General features: G+C 59.3%; 7 protein-coding genes and 3 pseudogenes. 7 read left to right on the top strand and 3 right to left on the bottom strand.

Annotated elements, in window-relative coordinates; genetic code table 11:
- The first annotated feature begins 1,512 nt into the window (after nt 1-1,512).
- The 4 genes from ACQR1W_RS36500 to rocD all read left to right on the top strand — a co-directional run bounded on the left by ACQR1W_RS36500 (nt 1,513) and on the right by rocD (nt 7,699).
- Nucleotides 1,513-2,985: a hypothetical protein gene (locus ACQR1W_RS36500; protein WP_434855299.1), complete on the top strand. Its 1,473-nt coding sequence runs from the start codon at nt 1,513-1,515 to the stop codon at nt 2,983-2,985.
- A gap of 502 nt (nt 2,986-3,487) precedes the next feature.
- Complete coding sequence (locus ACQR1W_RS36495; protein ID WP_434855298.1) at nt 3,488-5,419, top strand: AI-2E family transporter; 1,932 nt, start codon at nt 3,488-3,490, stop codon at nt 5,417-5,419.
- 252 nt (nt 5,420-5,671) lie between these two features.
- On the top strand, nt 5,672-5,866 hold the full coding sequence (locus ACQR1W_RS36490; protein WP_434855297.1) for a hypothetical protein: 195 nt from the start codon (nt 5,672-5,674) through the stop codon (nt 5,864-5,866).
- Between the two features lie 618 nt (nt 5,867-6,484).
- The gene (rocD, locus tag ACQR1W_RS36485; RefSeq protein ID WP_434855296.1) at nt 6,485-7,699 is read left to right on the top strand and encodes an ornithine--oxo-acid transaminase; all 1,215 of its coding nucleotides are present in this window, start codon (nt 6,485-6,487) and stop codon (nt 7,697-7,699) included.
- Nucleotides 7,700-7,718: 19 nt separating this feature from the next.
- Here rocD and ACQR1W_RS36480 read toward each other — a convergent pair.
- A pseudogene (locus ACQR1W_RS36480) lies at nt 7,719-8,647 on the bottom strand (IS3 family transposase); the annotation flags it as partial.
- 64 nt (nt 8,648-8,711) lie between these two features.
- Between ACQR1W_RS36480 and ACQR1W_RS36475 the strand changes: the two are divergent.
- Nucleotides 8,712-8,897: pseudogene (locus tag ACQR1W_RS36475) on the top strand (IS110 family transposase); the annotation flags it as partial.
- Between the two features lie 2,091 nt (nt 8,898-10,988).
- Here ACQR1W_RS36475 and ACQR1W_RS36470 read toward each other — a convergent pair.
- Entirely contained in the window at nt 10,989-11,384 is a 396-nt protein-coding gene (locus tag ACQR1W_RS36470) for a hypothetical protein (RefSeq protein WP_434855295.1), read from the bottom strand.
- A gap of 468 nt (nt 11,385-11,852) precedes the next feature.
- Here ACQR1W_RS36470 and ACQR1W_RS36465 point away from each other — a divergent pair.
- Together ACQR1W_RS36465 and ACQR1W_RS36460 are read left to right on the top strand one after the other, a co-directional pair.
- Nucleotides 11,853-12,731 (top strand): annotated as a pseudogene (locus ACQR1W_RS36465) (formylglycine-generating enzyme family protein).
- Nucleotides 12,728-14,287 (top strand): arylsulfatase, encoded by a 1,560-nt coding sequence (locus ACQR1W_RS36460; protein ID WP_434855294.1) that lies wholly within the window; start codon nt 12,728-12,730, stop codon nt 14,285-14,287. Before ACQR1W_RS36465 ends, ACQR1W_RS36460 begins: the two are co-directional and overlap by 4 nt.
- Nucleotides 14,288-15,281: 994 nt before the next feature.
- On the opposite strand, the gene ACQR1W_RS36455 is transcribed toward ACQR1W_RS36460, so the two are convergent.
- Nucleotides 15,282-18,398 (bottom strand): ABC transporter substrate-binding protein, encoded by a 3,117-nt coding sequence (locus ACQR1W_RS36455; RefSeq protein WP_434855293.1) that lies wholly within the window; start codon nt 18,396-18,398, stop codon nt 15,282-15,284.
- Nucleotides 18,399-18,587: the final 189 nt, after the last annotated feature.

Below are 18,587 nucleotides of genomic sequence, written 5' to 3'. Positions count from 1 at the left end.
TCTCCGTTACGATCGCAACTTCGGCTCTGTTTGGGTGACGCTTTTAAAAAGCCTCGCAAGACAATGAAGCCATTCTTCCCCAAACGATCTCTTATTGCGCTGATTTTGTTGGCTTCCCCCGCTTCCCTAGGAAGCGCTATCACGTTAAATCAAGAAACTAGTACGGTCTCGTAGCGGGAATAGCGCCAGGTACTGGCGGCATCGACCCTGTTGTGCAGCCCGAGGTCAACCGGGCGGGGCGGCTCGCGTGCAAATTCGAATTTTACTGTCGACGCGATTGAAACTGTCGGTGGTTCGATTCCGCCCCGGCACCATGACTTCTACCCATCCAAGGTCGGTGGTTCGGTTCCCGATCTCACGCCAGATGATGCGCTATGGCACACGGTGACGGGTCTCAGACGGCTCTCACCTGGGTAGGAATCTGGGTCGCGAGCAAGACCGAACTGGCGCCCTACCCACTCGATTTGTCCGTGGTTCGATTCCCAAACTTTGACGATGCAGCGTTTTGCTGCAGGCCTAGTCGCGCCTTTCAGAGCGCGTGAGAGAATGAGAAGGGACACCTACGCCAACTACGCTCGGAACGGCATCCGAATTTTTGATTGCCTGCGGATATTCTTCCGCAACGACCTTTTCTTTCAATGCCTGTTGCAGGGCTTTGCAAGGTGAGCAAGAGAGCCGCGACATAGCGAGAAAATTCAATTCAAATTTCGAGGTCAAATCGATTGGGATTTCAGCGATCTCGGAGTCGTTCTTTGAAGCTTCGCAGTGGCGGAATAGGTAGACTCTTGGGAAATGGCTACAAGACATTCCAAATCCCGTAAGGGGGACGCCATGCGAGGTAAGGGAGCGTGTAGGGCCGTAAGGTCGTCCTCGCCTGTAACTTTCATGGGACGATTCAGTGCAGCTAATCCTCTCGCGGGACGTTCCACGCGTTTAGTCCAGCTTGCAGGCTTTTAATCTCATTCTGTCGATTCCTTGGAGCATTCAGCCGCACTATTTCGAGCGTTCCTTCCCATTGATGTCGGATCTGCGAAAGGAAGCTTCGATGTGGCACATCGCGGTAAGCCTCCGTGCCAGGAAGCTGCCCAAGGTGCGCTCCATTGGGACGGCTGCGAGGTATATCAGCGTCACGAACGACAGGACAACGCGTCAAAGGCGATTGATCCCGCCCCAAGGCCGTTCGCCCGACCGCTTGACTGTACGATTGTAGTGGCCTTGATTCAAATCAATACTAGTGGCCCAAGGCGGCATGAAATCATCCCCTCTAAGCGAGGAGCACGCGATGGATAGCCTAGATCGAAAAGATCGTCGGCTCTCCGAATGACTGCTGAGCTCGGAGACCCAGTCCAATAGCGGAGGTGGCTGGGCCAGACATCAATAGACGAGAATGATTTTCTAAAGGGCTGCCGCCTTCTCTCGGCAGAAGATGATCTGTCCAAGACAACAAGCTCAATTCAGGTTGAAGCGGGCCGGGGCTGTTTATCGACAAGGTCAGGTACGAGGAGATCGCCCATGAAATCGGAGTCCAGCAAGAGGTATACCAAGACGTTGCTCGCTAGCTCTGCTGCAGTCGCGACCATGCTGTTGAGTCTTGCGACGGCATCGGCGCAGTCCGGCGCCCAGAGCGGCACCGTCGGGCTTACGCCGGAACAGCGGAGCGCAATCCGCGCCGTCATCAAGGACCGCCTTACTGATGAAATGCGGGACAGAGTTGCAGATCGGCTCGCCGACGATGCGGCGGGCACGACCCAACTCACGCCTGAGCAGCGGAATGCGATCCGCAGCGCCATCCGGGAGAGGCTTGTGAACGAGGTCAGGGGGGAGATTGCTGACAACATTGTGGACCGCATTTCGGATCAGGCCCAAGCGACGACGGCCGCGGGAACGACCGGTGCGGCCGGAGCCCAGTCCGACCAGAGGAATGCGATCCGCAGCGCCATTAGGCAGGGACTCGCAGACGAGATGGCGGGCAGGCTTGCCGATCGTGTTGGCGAGGACGCGGCCGGCGCAACGCGTCTGACGCCCGAACAGCGCAACGCCATTCGAAGCGTGATCCGCGATCGGCTTGCCGACGCGGTCAGGGCTGATGTCGCGGACAATCTCGCCGATCGGGTCGCGGAGCAGACGCGCGGCACGACGGGCGCGGGAACGGTCGGTGCGGCGACTGCCGGTAGGACAGCAGGTCTCACCCCCGAGCAGCGCAACGTCCTTCGGGGCGTGGTCAGAGAGCGCCTTGCGGACGCGATGCGAGAAAGGGTCGCCGAGCAGCTTGCCGACGATGCAGCCGGTGCGACCCAGCTCACACCCGAGCAGCGGAGCGCTGTTCGCAGCGCCATCCGGGAGAGGCTTGGGGACGCGGTCAGAGGGGAGGTTACGGACCGGATCGTGGACAAGCTGGCGGAGCGGATGCAAGGGAACATCGGAGCTGGCCAGCTCACGCCCGAGCAGCGCAGCGCCATTCGCAGCGCCGTCAGGGACAATCTTGCGGACGAGATGCGAGGGAGACTCGCGGATCGAATTGGCGACGAGGCGGCTGGCTCCGCTCAGCTCACGCCGGAGCAGCGCAATGCCATTCGCAGCGTTGTCAAGGACAGGCTTGCTGACCAGGCCGCGGCGGCAATCGGGGAACGATTTGCGGACAATGTTGCCGACCGGATCCGAGGGACCGCGGCGGCAGGAACGGTCGGTGCGGCGACCAGCGGCGGGGCAGGGCTCTCGCCCGAGCAACGGAATGCCCTTCGCAATGTGGTCCGTGATCGGCTTGCGGACGCAATGCGGGACAGGATCGCACCCAGAGTTAGCGACGACGTAGCCGCCGCGATCCAGCAGCTCACGCCCGAGCAGCGTGAGGCACTGCGCAACGCCATCCGGGAGAAGCTCGCAGATGCGGCGAGGACCGAGGTTGCGGACCGACTCTCGGATCGGATTGCAGATGAAATGCAGTCGAAGATCACCGTGGGCCAGGGTCAGGGTCAGGGTCGTTAAAGCAAACGGCAGGCAACGACACAGTCCGTCAATCCCGGGATCCGACGCAACGGTTGTGATCCCGGAAACCACGAAGAAAAAAGGCCCCGGACGGTGTCCGGGGCTCGTGACTGATCAGTAGCGCAGGTGCCATCCAACGGAATCGCCGGGCCAGGGGTGTTCGGGCAACGGCAACAGGAATGAGATGAAGTCCGGCATTGATTTGCTGGTGGGTGGTAATCCATCCAGCCGGCACGATGCAGGAGCAGGGGCTGCAGCCCGCCTTCGCAAGCGGCCGAGGGCGACATCGACATGATGGGCCCGGCAATCCGGGATACAACCGACATTGTACCAAGGTGCAAGCGTTGACGAATGTCAAAGGCGAAAGCCGACTAGGATTTTGCTCCAAACGGGTGGCAGGAGGGCGAAGAAATAGTGCGCCAATTCCAGGGTGCAGATGCCCAATCTGATATTTGGTAAGAGGAATTTCATCGGCAGTTCGGCCGGAGCGAGGAACACCTAGTTGCAGGAGAAGCCGGCTCAAATAAAGCTAACACAACGGCGCGGCACGGTGCTCACCAACATGGCCGTGGCCGCGATGATTATTGCTGGACTCTATTTTGGCAGGGAAATTTTCGTTCCGTTAGCGCTAGCCGTCCTTCTGAGCTTCGCCCTTGCACCCCTGGTCATCCGTCTGCATTCCTGGCGCGTTCCACGTACCGCTTCGGTAATAATCGTCGTCTTCTTCGGGTTTTCTATCATTTTCAGCCTGGGTGGCCTGATGGTGTCCGAGGCAACTCGCCTGGCCGCCCAACTGCCTGCATATCAGCAAACGCTGAGCGACAAGGTCGAGAGTCTCCGCGGTTTGATGGGCGGTCCTGGGACGTTGAAACAGGCGTCCACCGTTCTCAAGGAATTGGGAACAGAACTGCAACGCGGGAGTGTAGCCGGCCAGACCGACAATGGACCTGCGAGGCAAGCATCGGATAAGGCGTTTCCGATACCGGTCGAAATCAGACAACCTGACCCCGGCGCTCTGACAACACTGGCCAAGATCATCGAGCCACTGCTTTCACCACTCACGACGACGGGAATCGTCGTGATCTTTGTGGCGTTTATCCTGCTGCAACGGGAGGATCTCAGAAATCGGCTAGTCCGCCTTGCCGGCTCGGGAGATATTCAGCGCACAACCGCTGCCCTCGATGATGCTGGCAAACGGCTGAGCAAGCTCTTCCTCACCCAAATTATTTTCAATGCCGTGTTCGGTTTGGCGATTGGCACAGGTCTCGAATTGATTGGCGTTCCTTCAGCTCCGCTCTGGGGTCTGATGTCGATGGTTCTACGTTTCGTGCCGTATATCGGTGCCTTGATCTCAGCGATATTTCCACTCACGCTGGCTGCGGCTGTCGGCTCTGGCTGGGAAATGTTGCTGCAGACGGCTCTCCTGTTCGTAGTGCTGGAACTGCTTGCCGGACAAGTCATCGAGCCTCTTGTTTACGGTCATAGTTCTGGCCTGTCCCCAGTCGCCATCATTCTGTCTGCTTCGTTCTGGACATGGCTTTGGGGCCCAGTCGGACTTGTGATAGCGACGCCTTTGACGGTATGCCTCGTTGTCGTGGGACGTCACGTTGAGCGGCTCAAGTTCCTCGACGTCATGCTTGGTGACCAGCCTCCGTTGAGTCCCTCTCAACTGATCTACCAGCGGATGCTTGCCGGCGATCCACTCGAAGCAGCAGAACAAGCGGATGAGTTTCTTAGAGGGTCATCGCTCGAAGACTATTGTGACTCGATCCTGCTGGAAGGTTTGAGGCTCGCCGAAGCCGACCGCCGATTAGGTCATCTCGACGAAGAACGTCTGGATCGAATTGTATCAACCGTTGACGAGTTGGTGACTCATCTGGAAACGCACTACGATGTAAGAGCCTCGGACCTTCCGCCTCCAGACTTGAGCTCCAGCCCCGGCGCCGCGATCGCAATTGAGCAAGCAAAGTTGCAACCCTCGTTAATTGAAGAAAAAAACGAATCACCACGTTCGGTTCTCTGCATTCCCGGGTCCAGCAAGCTCGATGAGGCGGCGGCGCTAGTATTGGCTTGTCTGCTGCGGCATCACGAAATCGGAGCGCAGGCGGAAGAAGCAGATGCTTTATCCGTGTCAAAATTCCTTTCGCTCGACATGACGGAGACCTCTTTGGCATGCGTTTGCTACGTCGGCCAACCTTCCACAACCAAGTTTCAGGATACTGTTCGCAAGCTGAATAAAAAGAATGCCGATATCCATATTTTGCTCGCTCTTTTTGGAACAGAGGCCGTTACGCCATCGACAGGTACCCTTGGTACAACCATTGCGCAAAGCTCATTTAGGGGCACGTTAGAAGCAATAGTTCAAGCGACCTCCGACAGGCGCGGCGATACACCCGATAACACCAAAGCCGCCGTTGCCGTGCAAGTTCAATAACTAAGTGACTCCTCTGGCAACTTTTCCGCGAAGCCTTGGCACGTTCTGCAACAGCTCGCGGAGGCTTCGCTTGCTCCAGCCGTACTGTGCCTCGCCGCAATGCTGTTGTTGCGCCATTTTGCGCCGAGCTGCCCGCGGCACTTATCGTCATGTCCGGGGCCAAATCCTGATTGGGCAGCTCGGAGGGGAAGCAATCGGCGTGCTGGTCGCGGGCACATCCCATCTGGACTTCCAAGCCTCACGATACCAAACTTGGATACCACGATATGGCGAGAGCTCGCACCGGGTGCGCTTGCTATCGTGTTGGTGGGCTACGCCGAGGCATTATTTGCAGCGAAGGCGCGGCCATGCAGGATGGAAACGACATTAATTCGGCGCGAAGCCGCCCCGCATCGGCACGCGGCGCTCGAGGATTTCCGGTTGTTCGCGCTCGCCAAGGCGATGTGAACGCATCGAGGCGGCGGCCTCTGCATTCGCCTTAACGAAGCTTGACGCCAAGCAACGGCAAGTCTGTCGGATTGAACGTTGATTTTCCAAGCAGATCATACGCCTCTTAATCAGCGGCTCTATCGGATTCTATTTGCGCGGCAAGCCTGGGAGCGTTCCGTTCAATCAATCGCAAGGAATCGGGTGTTCGGGCACCCGCAACCAACTGACAATACCTATAGAGTGCCAGCCCCGGATTAACCCCGGCTACGTCAGGGACGAGCGGAAATAGTTGTGGTCGGATGAAATCAAAATGCATAGACTTCGCTATGCAGCCCGATGACAGGGTTCGGGACGCAGAGGTCGCGGCACGGATCTATTTATGCCCGAGCCGGGAACCTTCCCGTCCAACCAATCGCAAGAATCGAGTGTTGCGAGCACGATTTGAACCTATTGTAGCCTCGTCACGGTCCTCACCTGGGATCGTGCCGATTGCGTTGCCTTCTTGGTCAAGCTGCAGGCAGGCAATTGTTGCTCCCGACAATTGTGCAGCTGCATGCAAGCCGATGTCCTCGCCATGGTCAGCGCGAGTGGAAAAGCCGGTTGCTGTCAGTTCGCTGCAACAGGAGTGACGAAAAGATGGGTCGACCGGTCTCTGATTTCATCGCAAGGGAGGCGCGCTTTGGCGCGCAGAACTACGAGCCGCTCGCTGTGGTTCTGTCGCGCGGCGAAGGCGTCTTCGTGTGGGATACGCAAGGTAACCGTTATCTCGATTGCCTCTCCGCCTATTCGGCTGTGAACCAGGGCCACTGCCATCCGAAGATCCTGGCCGCCATGGTGGAACAGGCGGGTAAACTGACATTGACCTCCCGTGCCTTCCACAACGACCAACTGGCCCCCTTCTACGAGCAAATCGCGGCACTTACTGGCTCTCATAAGATCCTGCCGATGAACAGCGGTGCCGAGGCGGTAGAGAGCGCGATCAAATCCGTGCGCAAGTGGGGTTACGAGGTCAAGGGCGTGCCGGATGGGCAAGCCGAGATCATCGTCTGCGCCGACAACTTCCACGGACGGACCCTCGGCATCATCGGCTTCAGCACCGACGCGGCGGCACGTGAACATTTTGGACCGTTCGCGCCAGGCTTCAGGATCATTCCCTTTGGCAACGCCAAGGCGCTGGAGGAGGCGATCACGCCGAACACAGTCGCGTTCCTGGTCGAGCCGATCCAGGGGGAAGCCGGCGTCATCGTTCCACCACCCGGCTACTTCGCGAATGTGCGCGAGCTCTGCACCGCGCACGATGTCATGTTGATCCTCGATGAAATCCAGACCGGGCTAGGTCGCACGGGCAAGCTGCTCGCCGAACAGCACGACGATATTGAGGCGGATGTGACGCTGCTGGGCAAGGCGTTGTCTGGCGGCTTCTATCCGGTGTCGGCCGTCCTTTCGAATAACGCGGTGCTCGGTACCCTGAGACCTGGCCAACACGGCTCGACCTTCGGTGGCAACCCGCTCGCCTGTGCGGTGGCGCGGGCAGCCCTGCGCGTGCTCGTCGAGGAAGGGATGATCGAGAACGCCGCCGTGCAGGGCGCGCGCTTCCTCGATGGCCTGAGGAGCATCCGCTCCAATGTCATCCGCGAGGTGCGGGGGCGTGGGCTGATGCTGGCAGTTGAACTTCACCCGCAAGCAGGCGAAGCGCGTCGCTATTGTCAGGCGCTGCAGAGCAAGGGGATTCTTGCCAAGGATACCCATGGACACACGATCCGCATCGCCCCGGCACTTGTGATCACCAGCGATCAGGTCGATTGGGCGCTGGAGCAGATCGGAGCCACCTTGAGCCGCGACTTGTCGTGACTGACCTTGCCCCCAAGTTTTATCCAGGTCTGAGTTCGTTCAGGCGGTTGGGTGTGCCATCCGGGCGGTGGTAGCGGCGGGAGCTGGCGCGGAGCCTTCGACATAGCGCAGCGGCAGATCCCGACGCGGATTGCAGGTGGCCGCGAACTCGGTCGGCATCTTCCAGCCGAGCTGCGAGTGTGGCCGCGCGTCATTATAGTCAGCCCGCCAGCATCGGAGCGCGACGCGGGCTTGGGCGAGCGAGGTGAACAGCGTCTCATTCAGCAGTTCATCCCGCAGCCGTCCGTTGAAGCTTTCGATGAAGGCGTTCTGCATGGGTTTGCCCGGCGCGATGTAGTGCCAGGCGATGCGGCTCTGATCGGCCCATGTCAGGATGGCATTGCTGGTGAGTTCGGTCCCGTTGTCACTCACCACCATCCCGGGCTTGCCGCGCTCGGCGACCAGCCGGTCCAGCTCTCGTGCGACCCGGGCGCCCGAGAGTGAGGTATCGGCCACCAGCGCCAAGCACTCCCGGGTGCAGTCGTCGATCACGGTCAGGACACGGAAGCGCCGGTCATCGGTCATCTGATCCGACACGAAGTCGAGCGACCAGCGATCATTCGGGAGCACCGGCACCGTCATCGGTGCTCGGGTCCCGATGGCCCGCTTGCGGCCGCCCCTGCGGCGTACCGTCAGCCGCTCCTCGCGATAGAGCCGGAACAGCTTCTTGTGATTGACCAGATAGCCCTCCCGCTTGAACAGGACGTGGAGGCGACGATAGCCGAAGCGGCGGCGCTCATGGGCGATCACCCTCATACGCTGACGTAGCTCGGCATCATCGACACGGCTCGTCTGGTATCGAATGGTCATGCGGCAGCAGCCGATGGCTTTACACCCCCGCCGTTCGCTCATCCCGTGAACGCCAATGAGATGCGCGACAGCTTTCCGCTTGGCCGTGGGCGTCACCACTAATGGGATGGTCCGCCCCGTCCTCCCGCCTCATCATGAGGCTGCCAAACCAAAGGAGGTTGCAATGGCCCAATGCAATACCCCGCGCGCTGCAGCGGTCTATGGAATAGATATTGGAAAGAACATCTTCCACGTTGTCGGCCTGGGAGGCGACGGCGCAGTTATCCAGAAGGTTCGCTTTCGGCGCGATACGCTGCTGCAGTTCTTCGAGCGCGCGGCACCGGCGATCGTGGGTATGGAATCCTCCGCCTGTCATGGTCAAATTGAAACCGCAACTGAATGTCGGTATCGGTGGTTGCGCGTCCCCGCAACCATCTCAACTTGCGAAACCCCGGTCCTTGTGGCCGGGGTTTTCGTTTTGAGCGAAATCGCCAAGATCCCAGTGAGATCGCCCCGGACGTCAATCTTCAGCTCGCCCGGCTTGACGATTTGCGCTCAGCGGCAATCAATAGGCAAACGATGCGCTCTGGCGAATGGCCGACGGCCGGTCGTTCGATTTCATAGATTGGAGTCGTGTCCGCTCGTTCGGCGGCATCAGAGCAATCGGGCCATCGTTACTGCGGTCAATCTTTGCTATCCCGGTCGTGGCCAATGCCGCTGTCCGAGTTCAAGAAAAAACTAACCGGCGCGATCAGTAGCCGCTATCGGCGTGACTCCGACAAGGTGCCCGCTGCGGAGGCCATCAAGCTCCTGCAAGCGGCGGAGTCATATAGAGCGGGGTATCCATGCATTGCCAAAGAGGTAGGGGTAGTGGGTTCCGCTGATAGCAGCAGTACCGCATTTGGCCCATTAGCGAAGTGGCGAGCCGCCGCTTTGAGATCTGCTCGGGGGTGGTCAGCGGACCGGAATTATTCAGGCCGAGTGTTTCGCGTTTTGACCCACAGTAGACTCTCGCAATCATTCTGAGCGCTTCGATGGCGACAGTAGCATCTGGGCGGATGATATTGGCACCGGACCATCACTGGCAGCGTCGGCCACAACGCGGTCGCAGGAAGCGCCGTAAGCCCTTGCGCTGGCGGTGATCAACGTCACGGTTGGAAGCCTGATCCGGCGATGCCAGAAGGAGGCGGCTCTTGAGCCGCCTCCTTCGTCTTACTGATTTTCTTATTGGCAGCCAGGCGTGCCGGGGGTGCAAACAATACCGTTGCGGGCCTTGTAGTCAGCCCATCCGCTATAGCCGTAAAAGGGCCCACCCGTGCGATAGGCCGCCACCAAATTCCAGTTGGCAGACTGGCCAACACAACCTTCACCCGTCGAGCAAGACGCGGATGGGAAGGCCGCCATCGCCCCCCTCACCCTGGCCCTATAGTACGGACCACCTGCGTAAGGCGACGCGACTGCGGCAGCCGTGCCGACGGCAGCGCCCGTCACCCCTGCGGCAACGCCCGCCGGGTGCCGATAGGCCGTTCGCCGCTGATAATAGCCGGTGCGCGGACCGTAGGAGGAGGGACGTCCAATGGTGTTGCCAAATTCATCTTCAGAGGCGGCTGGATCAGAAATGTACCATTGGGCTAGTGCTGGGCTGCGGCTGCACAGGGCGGATGCCGCAATCACCACCGCGCCAAGAATTTTTAGATTTGTCATGGCTTGCTCCTTGCGCTCGGACCGTGGCGCGAGATGCCACGTCCGGCAGTAGCCTATCGACGTTGCGACGCCTGACTATGCTACTTCGGAAAAATTCGCAGCGCCGAAATCGGAGCAACAGGCACGACCATATGCGGCATTGATCGGGCGGGGCGTCAGACTCTGGGGAACCTGTAGCGTACCACTTTCGTGGTCCCGACATGCTCCGCACCCTTGTGAGGTCGCATCATTAGTTCCCGGAGCGGCAGTCGAGGCACATCACTTTGCACGCGATCGGAGATCTGCCGAATCCGCATAGCACGTTGCAGTGCATGAGTCCGGATTTGGCCCGTTTCTGATCTTCCAGTCCGCGCCGAGGACGTCTGCTTCCAGGGTTGCGATAGACAAGCCATACGTGCAGAAAATTTTCGGGATATTCTCAGCCTGTTCAATGAGTCTGCACGTCGATCAGCAAGCAGGCGATGATGAACGAATTCGTGACAGTGGGAAAGAGCAGATGACAGGTTGATTGCGATTGGCTGATCCGCCTCGCCGGTCGGAACATCGGCGCAAGCTCTAAGCCTTGCGCCGATTCCGTTGTCGGCGCTTTGCTTACGCCTCGACTCAACTTCCGAAATGAGTCAAAGGCTCAACCGGAAGCGAGCGTCCGGAGGACTGATAGGCCGTCTGGTACGTACAAAAGGACGAGCTCAACGTTAGCTTTATCATGTGCATATCCGGACCACCGACGTAAACTTCCCGCCGTCGGTGCGAGGTTTCACAGCGGACAGCGAACATATCGCATTTCTACCGGCACCGGTTCCTTGCTGCTGAGCGTGATCATGTTCTCTCCGGAGAATGTCACTTCGAATGCTATGTCTGAAACAGAAACGCCATCCGAGCACGACGCAATCACTTTCGCATTCGCCCCGTCATCGTGCAGCGATTTGACAGTGCATTTTTGAAATGTGCCGGTTATTTGTTTCCCACGCACGATCAAGCCGCCTGCATGCATATCGGCGTCCGGCTTGAACGCAAGCTTGTTATCCTCCTTAGTAAACACCTGACCACAGGACGCGGTGTCGACCGTCCATGCCCCATTCAAATCCGCGGCTTGTGAAGGCGATTGCGCAACCATGAGTACCAACAGCACCATGGGAACGATAGTTTTCATGAAAGTCTCCCATCAAAGGATCATGAAACGCCAACGGAGTCTGTTCGATGCCAAATGCGCGCCGCGAGATGTCCTTGCCGGGGCGGCGAACCTCACACATGTATTTCCTTCGATCGGTCTGGTTTTGTTTGGGCCGGCAAATCGCCTCGATCGTAGGCCGCGATACCGCACGCGCTATGCAAACTCGGCAGATTGCTTCGACCGAAGGTCCGGCGCACCCATCAAGAGGCCTCCGAAGTCCCGTAACCGCCCAGAGACCAACTTGCCGTCGGGCGTCGCTTCGCCATTGAGAGAATACCACGGAACGCGGCAAGGCGGCCGTTAGATGCCATCCCAAGGACTTCTCGCTATCTTCGGCATTCACCGTTCGAAGCCATTGTTGGGCCCTTTCCTGCCGAAACTGCATAGGCTGGTTGCGCCTCTGCGAGTAGGTAGGGCCACTGTGAACAAGTCCGCTGCGAGTACCGCATGGGCGAGGTCGACTTTGCGGCAGGCGTATCCTTTTCGGATGAGCCAGATCATCCAAGGGTGGTCTGGATCCCGGGCGGTACGTTCACCATGGGGTCCGACGAGCACTATCCTGAGGAGGTGCCGGCCCATCGCGTCAAGGTAAGTGGCTTTTGGATCGACCAGACGCCCAATAGACAATTCCAGGCATTCGCTCGCGCCACCGGCCATGCCACTTTTGCCGAAATTGTACCCGACCCGAAGGATTATCCGGGCTCGTTGCCGCATTTGATATTTGCCGGCTCGCTCGTTTTCACGCCTCCAACGCTTCCAGTCGATCCACGCGACTGGAGCCAATGGTGGACGCTCATGAAGGGCGCGAATTGGCGGCGTCCTTACGGTGATGAATTGACGCCAGACGGCAAGCACATCGCCAATATCTGGCAAGACTATTTCCCCTTCGAAAGCCAAAGCCGAGACGGCTTTGAACTCACCTCGCCGGTGATGACATATCCGCCGAACGGCTATGGGCTCTACGACGTTATCGGTATGTCTGGGAGTGGATCACGTACTGGTACACTCAAGGACATGAAGCCGCGGCGCAAAAGGCCTGCTGCATTCCGGAAAATCCGCGCGGTGGCCCCGTATCGGCCAGCTACGATCCGCGGCTCTCGAACACCGAGGATTCCGCGGAAGGTCATCAAAGGTGGCTCGCATCTGTGTGCGCCGAATTACTGCCGGCTCTATCGCCCGGCGACACGCCATGCCGAACCGGTCGACACTTCGACGAGCCATGTCGGTTTTCGCCGCGTCGTAAGAACGGGACTGATCGGGATCAATACGGGGTCGGCGCCTTGGTCAAGGAAGTCTCGTCGAGGTTGCACGGGAGGACAACAATGAAGCCAGCAAGTGCTATCGACCGCCGAGCCTTGCTCTCGGGCTTGGCGGCGCTTTCAATTGCTTCGGGAGTTTTGTTTCCCGCCTCAACGCAAGCGCAAACGCCGCCGATAGCCATGCAGCAGCCGACAAAGCCAAATGTCGTTTTCATTCTCGCCGATAACGTGGGGTACGGCGACCTTGGTCCCTATGGCGGGGGCGAGCCGCGCGGCGCGCCGACGCCGCGGGTTGACCAACTGGCCCGCGAAGGCTTGCGGCTAACCCAGTTCCTGGTCGAGCCGGCGTGCACGCCGTCGCGAACGGCCCTGATGACGGGACGTTACTCGATCCGCGAGGGGCTATCGCTCATTCTCGTTCCAGGCGGGCCGAACACACTGTCGGCCCGTTCGGTCACGATGGGCGAACTGTTCAAGAGCGTAGGTTATGCCACGGCCATCTTCGGCAAGTGGCATCTGGGCAAAGACCCGCAAAGCCTTCCGACGGCGCACGGGTTCGACGAGTACTACGGCATTCCTCCCGACATGACATGGGACTCCTCAACTTACGTTGATAAGATCGAACTCACGCATTTTGCGCCCGCGCCGCGCGACGTGTTGCTGGCCCGGGGGCCGCAAATTGTCGAGGCGACGGCTGGCGGGGAGTTGCACGACGTCAAGCCCTTCACGCCGGAGGTGCGTGCCACTATCGACAATGAGCTTGTAGACAAATCAATTGACTTTATGCGGCGACAGAAAGCCGCAGGGAAGCCCTTCTTCCTCTATTTGCCGTTCTCTATGGGGCATATTCCCAACCTGCCGTCCAGTGAGTTCAAGGGCAAGTCTCGCACTGGCAACTATGGCGACAAGCTTATGGAGGGTGACTATCATGTCGGCCAGATCCTGGACGCGCTGAAGGAACTCGGCGTGGATGATAGTACGCTGCTCGTGTTTGCGTCTGACAACGGCCCGTCTGGAGAAGCCTTTCGCGAATATGGCAACGAAGGAACGCCGGACATGGGCAGCCCGGGCCCGTTTCGCGGCGAACTTGGTGAAGCCACCGAGGGCTCGATCCGCACCTTCTGTTTCATTCGCTGGCCGGGCCACATCAAGCCAGACACGACCTCCTACGCAATGTTCTCCATTATGGACTTCTTTCCAACCTTCGCCAACATCATCGGTGCCAAGCTGCCCAGCGACCGTCCTATTGACGGCGTTGATCAGGCCGATGTGCTGCGCGGGCAGAGCGAGACAGGGAAGCGTGATAGTCTGTTGAGCTTCATCGGCGGCGACCTGGTCGCTGCGCGGTGGAAGCAATGGCGCGTGTACTTCACCGATGTGTACCCGACTGGAATCGGCCCACAGCGTCAGCCTGGACCTGGGTCAGCCAGTGCTCCCATGGCCGGTTATCCCAAGATCTTCAACATAGAGATGGACCCACATGAGGATCTCAACGTCTTTGGGTTGTTTCCCTTCGCCAGTGAACCCGCGATCAAGATCGTCGAGGAGTATTTGGCATCGGTCAAGCAATATCCGAACCCGCCCGCGCCCAATGTCACGCAGTTCCAGAGTGCGGGGCGCTAGGACACGAAATGCGTCATCGAGGCCGCCGTTGACCTTGGCTTCGTTACGCTTTCGGGGAATAGACAAGTCGCAAACCCAAACCGAGACTCGGCCGACTATGTCGGCTTGGACACAGATACCCTCAATCGTCCCGGCAATCGGCACCTTGCCGGATTTGCATAGACGGAGCGTAGCGGAGCCGGATTGTTTCCAGGACCACGCATGCTGGCTTCTTGAGGAGGAGCGACAATGCAGTACTGGGTCCGGAGTCGGCACCCCGTGTTTTGCGGCGCCGCCTCTACCTGGAGGTAGCAACCATTGCGCTGTTGGTCCTCTCTGTGGGCTTGGGCTGACGAGGCCGGCGTGTCGTTCTGGGTTCCAGGCCAATTTGGCAGCCTTGCTGGCGCACCTACGAACCGGCTGGTCATTGGGGACGGGCTATTATCACACCTCGGTTAGTGGTACCTGACGTCAGAGGACCCGCCAGTTGAATCAAACTGGAGCATTCCTCTTGCAGCATTGGCCATTACGTTATCCACTTTGGCTACGGCCAAGGCCCGACCGAGCAGTTATGGTGACGACTGACCCAGGTCCGTCCCATAGTCGCGTGCGGCCGAAATCGGCTTGAGACCTATGTCGGATGTTCACAGCCACAGCTATTGGCCCTGGCGCGGCTTGGCAAGGACCGTGGACTAACAACTCTGCCTCTCCGATACCCTCAGAGATAAGCTTTCCGAAATCGATCAAGGTCGCGGCCTCTTGCAGGTAGCTTGGTGCTTGAAGATGGTGCCTCCCATGCTGTGCCGATGGCGTGCTTGCGAGCGCGACGAACGTAGTGCAAAAATTCAAACGCCCCGTTGGCTGCCTTTGCAGAGGCGCAATGAGGCCTCGCGCTAGCTGCGAGATTAAAGGTCTAGGTTGATAGAAATATCGTCGCTGTTGCTACGTCGACGTCGAAGGAATGCTACGCAATACAAGGGCCGTAGCCCAAATCGCGCGCCGATCGGCGGCAGCTTCATTCGCCGACGGCTCTACCGGCGCCGATCGTCGCGGAAGGCACAATGCTTGGCGACGCGGCCTCAAGCATCGACTTCGCAACCGAGTCGTTTGGGAATTCTTCCAGAATCTTCTCGTAGCGACGAGCCGCCTCCCGGAGCTCTCCCCGTTCGAAATACTCCGACGCTTCCAAAGTCGTTTGGCACAGCCTTTGGTCCGACGATCGAGCTTCGATTTCCGCGTCACCGCTGTCGGTCATCCCGAGCAATTCATAAGCCAGCAACCTTTGCTTCCGGCCCTTGACATGAACGCGCCGCAACGGCCGCGCCAGCACCCTCGATGCCACGGCGTTGAACACGCTATCACTGATGCAGATCGTCGTACCGAATGTCTTGTTCAAACCTTCGAGACGTGCAGCGACGTTCACCCCGTCGCCCATCACCGTGTAGCTTAACCGCGCGCTCGAGCCGACGTTGCCGACCAGCACGTTCGCGCAATGCAGCCCGATGCGTAAGCGCAACGGAGGCCGACCCTCGGCGCCCCATTCCGCGTTGAGCTGTTGCATTCGCCGTGCGGCTTTGAGCGCACCGCAACAGGCGCGCACCACGTGGTCATCGCGAGGGGCCGGCGCGCCCCAGAATGCCATGATGCCGTCGCCGATGAACTTGTCGACTGTGCCGTGCTCTTCCGCGATCGCCTGCGAGACGGTCTCAAAATAGATCGACAATTGAGCGAGAAGTGCATTTGGCGCCATCTGTTCGGCGAGGCTGGAAAAATCCTGCAGATCCGCAAACAGCACCGTCATGAAACGCTGTTCGGCACCGAGTGTCAGCGGCGCACCGGATTTGATGAGTTCGCGAACCACATCCAAAGGGACGAACGAGGAGAACGAACGCAGCGAGGTCTCGAACAGCGACAGCGCTGCCTGCAGTTCCTTGATCTCCCGGATTTTCGACGAGGGTGGCGACGCGTGCGCAAATGTCAGATCCTCGACTGATCGCAATTCCCGCGATATGTTTTCGATCGGTCGCGACAGTCGCCGCGCGAATACGTAGATCAACAGCAGCTCCATACTCGTCAGAATGGCGATCAGCACGATCATCTGCCGGTTCGTCCGCTCGAGGGTGCCAACAAAGTCGTCGGTCGGTGTCAAGATAATGATATCCCAGGGTTGACCAAAGCTGCCGGGATAGCGGGTGAAAGATGCGCTGATCTCCGCCCCGTTCTGCGGTGAGCGGAAGAGGAAATCGTCGTTGCCGGTCTCGCTCTGCAGCCGGTAGGCCTCGCGCACATTGTCATCGGCGATGGTGTCAAGCCTGGTGAATTCGAGCCGGCCGTTCTCCGATCGCACGCTTTTTTTGGGGTCGGGATAAGCGATGATGGTGCCTTTGGTCGGATTGGCAATGACCGTCGTGCTATGAGGGCTGGCGCGGTGGCTAGTGAGAAACCGCGACAGCACGTCGAGTGTAATATTGGCGGAGGTGCAGCCGATGAACGCGCCGTCCTTGATGATCGGAAACCGAACGGAGATGACCGGATATCCGGTATCCGGATTGAGCGACGGCTCCTCGACGATGAGGGCACGCGCGCCCTTTGCAGCCTGATACCCCCGCAGTGTCCTGACGTCCGTGATCTGCTCAACATCGTATCTGCCGACCACATGCGGCCATATGTCGAAGAACGTGCGATGCCGAACCCGCCGGGGCGAACCAGAAAAGCTGTCGATATAGCTGGAATGCCAGTTTGCCGACGGCGGAATCTTCGGATCGGAGCGCCTGCGGTCGTCGTCGATGCGCGTCACGACCCGATGAAAGCCGTCTTCGAGGCTGACATATGCTGCGTCGATCTGCGGCGCCGATGTGAGTGCGCGATAGAGCAAATCCCGACTCTCTTCCTTTCGAAAGACGTCCGGGTCCTCCGCAGCCACGGCCGCGAGCAATTCGAGCGTCGCCGCGACCGGATTGACCAGGTTCTCCGCGTCCTCGATGCTGGCCTGCTTGGTCTTTGCCACCGCCTCGACCAGGGTCGCATTGATTGCGGCAGCGTTCTGCCGATAGTTGTACACGAGGATGAAGATCAGCACGGGAATGCTGAGAAGGACGAATAGCCCTGACATAACCGCGCTCAGATGCATCGCGCCGCGCGCACGGGTGTTGCGATAGAGAATCCAGCCTAGCGCCGACGCAAGGATTGTGGCGAGCAGCCCCCACAACAGCGGCGCTTGCGGCCGCGTCGGCCATTCTCCGGTGTCGGCGTTGTAGAGAAACCCTTCCGGCAGCTTCGCCTCGGTCAACATGCCGAGGTCGACATAGGCGCCGGCGATGGCTGTCCAGTGCGCACTGCTCTGATGTCCGATCGGGGTGAGATGTGGCTGGATCAGCGGTTCCGTTCGAGCCGCTTCGAACAACAGCGCATCTCGGCTTTTCCGCATCGAGTACTTGCGCCGGATCAGGTCGACGATCTCCTCCTTGTGAGCGAGGGCATATTCCCATCCTTTCAGGCTTGCGGCGCGAAACGCGCGAATGCGCGCGGGATGTTCGACCAACTGCCGTTTCGACGTGCACAAATTATCGCCGTAAAAGTCGAGCCCGTAGGCGCGTGGCGCAAACATCAGGTAGGGCGTACCAAGCTTTTCGAGCGCGTAAGGCTCGTTGGTGCTATAGGCCACCATAGCATCCGCCTCGCCGCTAAGCAGGTCGCGCGGATCGCCGGAATGGGTGACGCGGGTGAGGGCCGCATAGTCGAGCCCCTCATGCTTCAACATCGCGGCGACATCGTCGCTGCCGGGGGCGTCCATCAGGGGGTGCCCCTTGAGTTCAGAGACCGCGTGGATGCCGGCGCGGTGCGGCACCAGGATGACGGCTGGAGAATGCTGAAAGATCACGCCAAGGATCACGAGCGGCGGGGCATCGGGCTTTTCGAGCAAAGCGCTTGTGGTGCACACGCCGAAGTCAGCCTTGCCCTCCTCGACCGTCTTCATCGCATCTACATCGGGGCCGCCCTCGCGAACGTCGACGTCAAGCCCAGCTTCACGATAGAATCCCTTTTCTAAGGCGGCGTAGTAGCCGGAAAATTGAAACTGGTGTTTCCACTTGAGCTGCAGCGATACCTGGTCAAGCGCGCGGGCGACGGGCACGAAAAGAGGTATGCTAAACGACAAAGCGAGCCACGCGGCGAGTCCTGTCAGGAATCGCCGACAGAAATGCCTGATGTCGAGCAGTCCAGCCCCCCCGGACCTGCCCGGCAGCCTCGCGTTCCATGCGCCCAAGATGACGCCAAAGCCTCTCTGGTGTGTCCCACGCAGTCAGCGCGCGTTATATTGCCG

It is taken from the genome of Bradyrhizobium sp. HKCCYLS1011, from assembly GCF_051167795.1.
GTDB lineage: Bacteria > Pseudomonadota > Alphaproteobacteria > Rhizobiales > Xanthobacteraceae > Bradyrhizobium.
This window is presented reverse-complemented; position numbering and strand designations above follow the sequence as displayed.

Coding starts and splice junctions, on each gene's coding strand:
- ACQR1W_RS36500 (WP_434855299.1), top strand. CDS start 1,513: ATGAAATCGGAGTCCAGCAAGAGGTATACCAAGACGTTGCTCGCTAGC.
- rocD (WP_434855296.1), top strand. CDS start 6,485: ATGGGTCGACCGGTCTCTGATTTCATCGCAAGGGAGGCGCGCTTTGGC.
- ACQR1W_RS36470 (WP_434855295.1), bottom strand. CDS start 11,384: ATGAAAACTATCGTTCCCATGGTGCTGTTGGTACTCATGGTTGCGCAA.
- ACQR1W_RS36460 (WP_434855294.1), top strand. CDS start 12,728: ATGAAGCCAGCAAGTGCTATCGACCGCCGAGCCTTGCTCTCGGGCTTG.